General features: G+C 47.7%; 3 protein-coding genes. All 3 read left to right on the top strand.

Translation table 11 applies throughout. From position 1 onward, the window contains the following. Positions 1 to 231: 231 nt before the first annotated feature. A complete protein-coding gene (locus tag AB1797_13225) occupies positions 232 to 1,680 on the top strand; it encodes a hypothetical protein (protein ID MEW5768547.1) in 1,449 nt (482 codons plus the stop codon). After that, positions 1,680 to 2,672, top strand: coding sequence for a VWA domain-containing protein (locus AB1797_13220; GenBank protein MEW5768546.1), 993 nt, complete (start codon positions 1,680 to 1,682; stop codon positions 2,670 to 2,672). The genes AB1797_13225 and AB1797_13220 overlap by 1 nt, the downstream gene beginning before the upstream one ends. A 798-nt stretch (positions 2,673 to 3,470) precedes the next feature. After that, complete coding sequence (locus AB1797_13215; protein MEW5768545.1) at positions 3,471 to 4,502, top strand: VWA domain-containing protein; 1,032 nt, start codon at positions 3,471 to 3,473, stop codon at positions 4,500 to 4,502. Positions 4,503 to 4,667 lie beyond the last annotated feature (165 nt).

Here is a 4,667-nt window from a genome sequence, read left to right as displayed (position 1 = left end):
CCTTCGTGCTCTTCGTGGTTTATCCTTGATTTTCATCAAGGCAGGCTCTTGTTTACCCCATCCTTTTACCCAATTTGTGGGTAAGGATAAGCCTCAAGGGAGGGGAAGCTCTTATGCCGACGCTGTCAGGACAAAAGGAGATGAAACTTAACCCATAGCACTATAATCTGTAATGAGCTTACTTTTTTAACTTGATTTTGAGTAGATACAACTTTCGTGAGTAGAGGAGTAATGAAGAAGGCGATCTTGTGGTTAGTCCTATTTTGGCCGTCGATAACGCTGGCCTTTGATATTGATATCTTCAAACGCGGTCAGGAAGAAGACCGGGCTAAAATCACCGTCCAGGGAGAGGGTAGATTCAGGGCCAGAGATGTCGGGGCAAAAGGGTTGGGCAAAGAAGGAGAGATCATCGATTCCCTGGGAGCGTCTCTTAAGCGCGAGACGGCTCTGACCGAGAGGCTTGACATCAAACTCTCATCAACCGTGGTTAAGGATTTGGCGGTAATGGGGGTAATTCGAATAGGGAATGAGGGGAAAGAAGAGCCGGAGGACCTTAAGGTTGAATCCAGAGAGATATTACTCGGATTTCACCGACCACTGGTTGACCTCATAGCTGGACGCTTTAACCTTACGCTTACTCCTCTGACCATGAAGGAATGGGACCCCCAGGATAACGCCGGCCCACACTCCCCTGGATACACCACCAGGCTTTCCGGTATTCAGGGGGGCCGACTGGATGGACTGCTGGACGAGCCAAGGCTCTTTGAAGGGGTAAAGATTGCCCTGCAACCCACCCCCGGCCTTGACTTAATCGGTTTTGGCGTCCGTCCAAGAGGAGAAGCCTACCGCCGGGATGTCTACGGCGGAAGATTCAAGGCTGTTTTCGCCTATTTGCCCGCCGAATCAGCTATTGAGCTGGGACTGACCTATCTTAAATTGAAGGATCGAAAGGTAAAGGAAAGTAATCTACCCCCTCCAGTGGAAAGCGAGATTTATGGTCTAGACTTTTTACTTCCGGTTGAGGATCTTTTTGTTATTGAAGGTGAGTTTGTTAGAGGCGAATGGGACAGAGACCTTCTCGATCCTGAGGATAAGATGCGGGAAGGAATAGCTGGTTGGGTGGGGGTAAAGGGTGATCTTGACTTTCTGGGAATGCCATCCTTAGAGGGAAACATTGCCTATATTCGGGTGGACCCAGATTTCCCGGACACCACGGCTTCATATACGGTCAAGACATATACCCCCAACAGAACAGGCGTCCGTGTCCAGGCCGGATATAAAGTCCCGGTCAAAAGGATAGCCGCTAATGGTTATTACAAATATCTGGAGGAGATTGAACCATCCTCCAAAGGGGGAAACACCTTGACTTCCTTTCAGATCGCCCGGGGTGAGCTTACCCTTTACTTGAGATACAACCTGAGCCTTCTGGTAGGTTATGAATATCGGTGGACAGATCGAACCGATGATCCGTGGACCAAGGAACCGGATGTCATCAGCGACGAGAGGATTGATTGGGCCAGGGGGATATTCAGCCTGGAGGGCATCTATCGGTTCAGTCCGCGGGCTGTTTTTAATGTCAGGGCTGAATTTATCGACCACCAGGATGAAGCCGATCGTCCCGGTCAGCAGGTAGACTATCAAGCCACCATCCTTTCAGCCGAATTCGGACTCGAGTTTTAATGATGCGATTCGCTAATCCATTATTTTTATTAATCTTAGTGATTTTACCTCTCTTGATTTTATACAAGCACAGGAGGTCCTCAAAGCCTGCCGCCCTTACCTTTTCTGATCTGGGGATAGTGAAGGAGATCAGTCCCCCCAGACGAGTCACTTACCAGGCATTGCTTACGGTCCTGAGGGTGATTGCCCTCTCTTTTATCATCCTGGCCCTGGCCAGACCTCAGACCGGGGTAAAGGGTGAGGAGATCATAAAAAAGGGCATAGATATTATTCTGTGCCTGGACACCTCACGGTCTATGCTGGCCGAGGATTTCAAGCCTAAAAACAGGTTCGAGGCGGCCAGGACCGCGGCGGTAGAGTTCATTAAGGGAAGAAAAAGCGACCGTATTGGGGTGGTGTCTTTTGCCGGACTCAGTCTGACTCAAGCCCCTCTTACCCTGGACTACGGCGCGCTTTTTGAGTTTTTGGACAAAGTTGAGGTCGGCATGACCGGGAGCGAAGGCACCGCCATTGGGATAGGCATTATGACCTCTCTGAGCAGACTGAAGGAAAGCCAGGCTAAGAGCAAAGTTATTATTCTCTTGACCGACGGTCGAAATAACACCGGTGAGATCGACCCCCTTACGGCAGCCAGGGCAGCCGCCTCTTTTGGAGTCAAGATTTACACTATTGGAGCTGGTTCAAAAGGAAAGGCGCCTTATCCGATTAACCATCCTATCTTTGGAAAAAAATATATCTGGATCGATGAAGACCTGGATGAAGAAACCCTGTCTCAAATAGCTAAGGAAACCGGCGGTCTTTACTTCCGGGCTACCTCTTCTGAGGGACTTTCAGAAATATATAAACAGATTGATAAGCTGGAGAAGACTGAGATCAAGGTCAAAGAATATATGGAATACCGCGAGATATTCCCTTATTTCCTGGGGCCGGGGCTGGCCTTCATCCTTTTGGAGATCGGCCTGGCCCAGACCGTCTTGCGGAAGATACCATAATTGATTCCGGATTGCGGACTTCGGAGTACAGGTTGCAGATTTATCCGTAATCGTTCACCACAGAGACACAGAGACACGGAGAATGATTTTAGAAAAAAGGTAACCGTTCAGCCACAAAGCCACTAAGCCACGAAGAAAATAATAGAATAGCCCACGGATGACACAGATTTTGGCGGATTCTCACGGATTTTTTCTAAAAATTTTCGACCTGTGAAATAGGTTTAAATAAGATGCAAGAAACTTTCCATAGACATAGATATTCAAGCTCTACTACTAAAAACAGGTCGCTCCTACGGAGCTGCAAATATATTGCGTTTGCGAAATTACTACAAACAGATTGCTCCTACGGAGCTTTATTCAGGTTAGCTCCAGAGGAGCGACATGTTTGTAGAATATATCTCTCATAACAAATTAGCTCCAGAGGAGCGATCTGTTTATTCTCTTTCTTACCTTCTCACCCTCTATTGGGGGATATTTGTATAAACCTATTTCACAGGTCGAAAATCTTTATCCGTGTCAATCCGTCTCATCCGTGTAATCCGTGTGCTATTATTGGTAATCTTTGTGTCTTTGTGCCTTAAGGGCTGAATAGTTACAAAAATTTCCCCTCAACTTTCATTACCCCCTGAACGGTTACGAAAAAAGCACTTAATACCTGTTTTGAAAGATGGAATTAAGAGATTTGTTCTTTAGATTTTTCTCAGTGTCTCTGTGTCTCCGTGGTGAGGTGAACGGTTACATTTATCCCAATCCGAAATCCTGGGTACCCACGAAGTGGGTGCGCAATCCGAAATTAAGATGATTGGCTATCCTGAGAACCTCTATTTACTCTGGCTCATTCCCGGAGTAATTATACTTTATGTCTCGGCCGGCTGGAGAAAAAAGAAACTCCTCGCCAGGTTTGCCGGGCCCAGGTTATTGGAGGTGCTGGCCTCTTCGGTTAGTTCCAAGAAACAGAGGTTAAAGGCGTATCTTATCGTGCTTGGGCTGAGCTTCCTCATCCTGGCCCTGGCTAATCCCCGGTTCGGCTCCAGAATGGTTAAGGTAAAACGGCAGGGGGTAGATGTCCTTATTGCCATCGACACCTCTTTAAGTATGGAAGCAGAAGATGTACAACCTAACCGTCTGGCTAAGGCCAAATTAGAATTATCTTCTCTGATTGATGAACTTAAAGGAGATCGGGTAGGAATCATTGCCTTTGCCGGAGATGCCTTCCTTCAGTGTCCTCTAACCCTTGACTATTCAGCCGCTAAGCTCTTTCTTTCTATGGCGGATACATCCCTTATCCCCTCTCCGGGGACGGCTATTGGTGAGGCCATCAGAGTGGCCATAAAAAGTTTCTCCGAACGGGAGCGAAAATATAAGGTCCTCATCATCTTAACCGATGGTGAAGATCATCAAAGTAATCCCTTAGAAGCGGCTGAGGAAGCCAAAAGGGAAGGCATAAGAATTTATACCATAGGTATCGGCCGGCCTCAGGGTGAGCCTATCCCGCTCTATGATGAGAATAGAAACCTTACCGGATACAAATTGAATAAGCAAGGCGAAGTAGTGATGAGTAAGTTAGATGAGAATAGTCTCCAGCAGATGGCCTTTAAAACTTCCGGGCAATACTATCGGGCCAGTCTTGGTGAGATCGAGGTAAAGAGAATTGTCCGCGAAATCTCTGGCATGGAGAAAAAAGAACTTGCTTCCGGCCTGTATTCTCAATATGAAGATCGATTTCAATATCCTTTGTTTATTGGTCTTATTTTGTTGGTGGTAGAATTTCTCATATCGGAGAGAGTAACTACTATTCTCCTCCTCTCCTCATTTTTCTCCTGCGATTAGCACCCTGATTTATCAGGGTGTTACCGCTCCGCTGGAGCTAACCTTAGATGGTTTGACCAGAGGTAACTACTCAAAACTAAGTTCAGCCGACCGCTTCGCGGTCGGCTGAACGGCGCGGCGGGCGTCGCCCGCGTGTTCGGCCTCGCGCGCGACGCGCGCGGCGGC

The organism is bacterium, from assembly GCA_040753085.1.
In the GTDB taxonomy this organism is placed as follows: domain Bacteria; phylum UBA9089; class JASEGY01; order JASEGY01; family JASEGY01; genus JASEGY01.
Note: the sequence above shows the minus strand (reverse complement) of the source record. Positions and strands in the feature narration are given on the sequence as shown.

Bases quoted from the DNA above. Each gene is read 5' to 3' on its own strand.
- AB1797_13215 (MEW5768545.1), top strand. From the start codon at position 3,471: ATGATTGGCTATCCTGAGAACCTCTATTTACTCTGGCTCATTCCCGGA.
- AB1797_13220 (MEW5768546.1), top strand. From the start codon at position 1,680: ATGATGCGATTCGCTAATCCATTATTTTTATTAATCTTAGTGATTTTA.
- AB1797_13225 (MEW5768547.1), top strand. From the start codon at position 232: ATGAAGAAGGCGATCTTGTGGTTAGTCCTATTTTGGCCGTCGATAACG.